General features: G+C 44.2%; 1 protein-coding gene. It reads right to left on the bottom strand.

Going from position 1 to position 276, the window contains the following annotated elements; all coding sequences use genetic code 11:
- Positions 1-276: hypothetical protein (locus tag AC6UD1_RS07035; RefSeq protein WP_500707700.1), on the bottom strand; the 276-nt coding region annotated here is incomplete at both ends.

The following is a 276-nucleotide window of genomic DNA, read 5'->3' as shown; positions in this document are numbered from 1 at the left end:
GACTAGTATTGCCAGATCTATTACCGTTTACTGCCGGTGCGCCACTTCCAGCATCGAAAGTCGATGCACCTGTACTTCCTGCTCCCCCTAACGAAACATTATTGTTTCCATACTGTTCAGGATTATTCACTGGCATTTCACCCGGTATATCCCGTTGATCATCGTTTCCAGTATCCGGTACTTGCGTTTCAAGTGATTGAAAATCATCACTCATATTGTCGGGTATATCAGGTTGACCAGAATTGTTGTCGGACAATCCATCCGCACTATTAGTAA

Source organism: Fructilactobacillus sp. X8R1C1, assembly GCF_059900945.1.
This window is presented reverse-complemented; position numbering and strand designations above follow the sequence as displayed.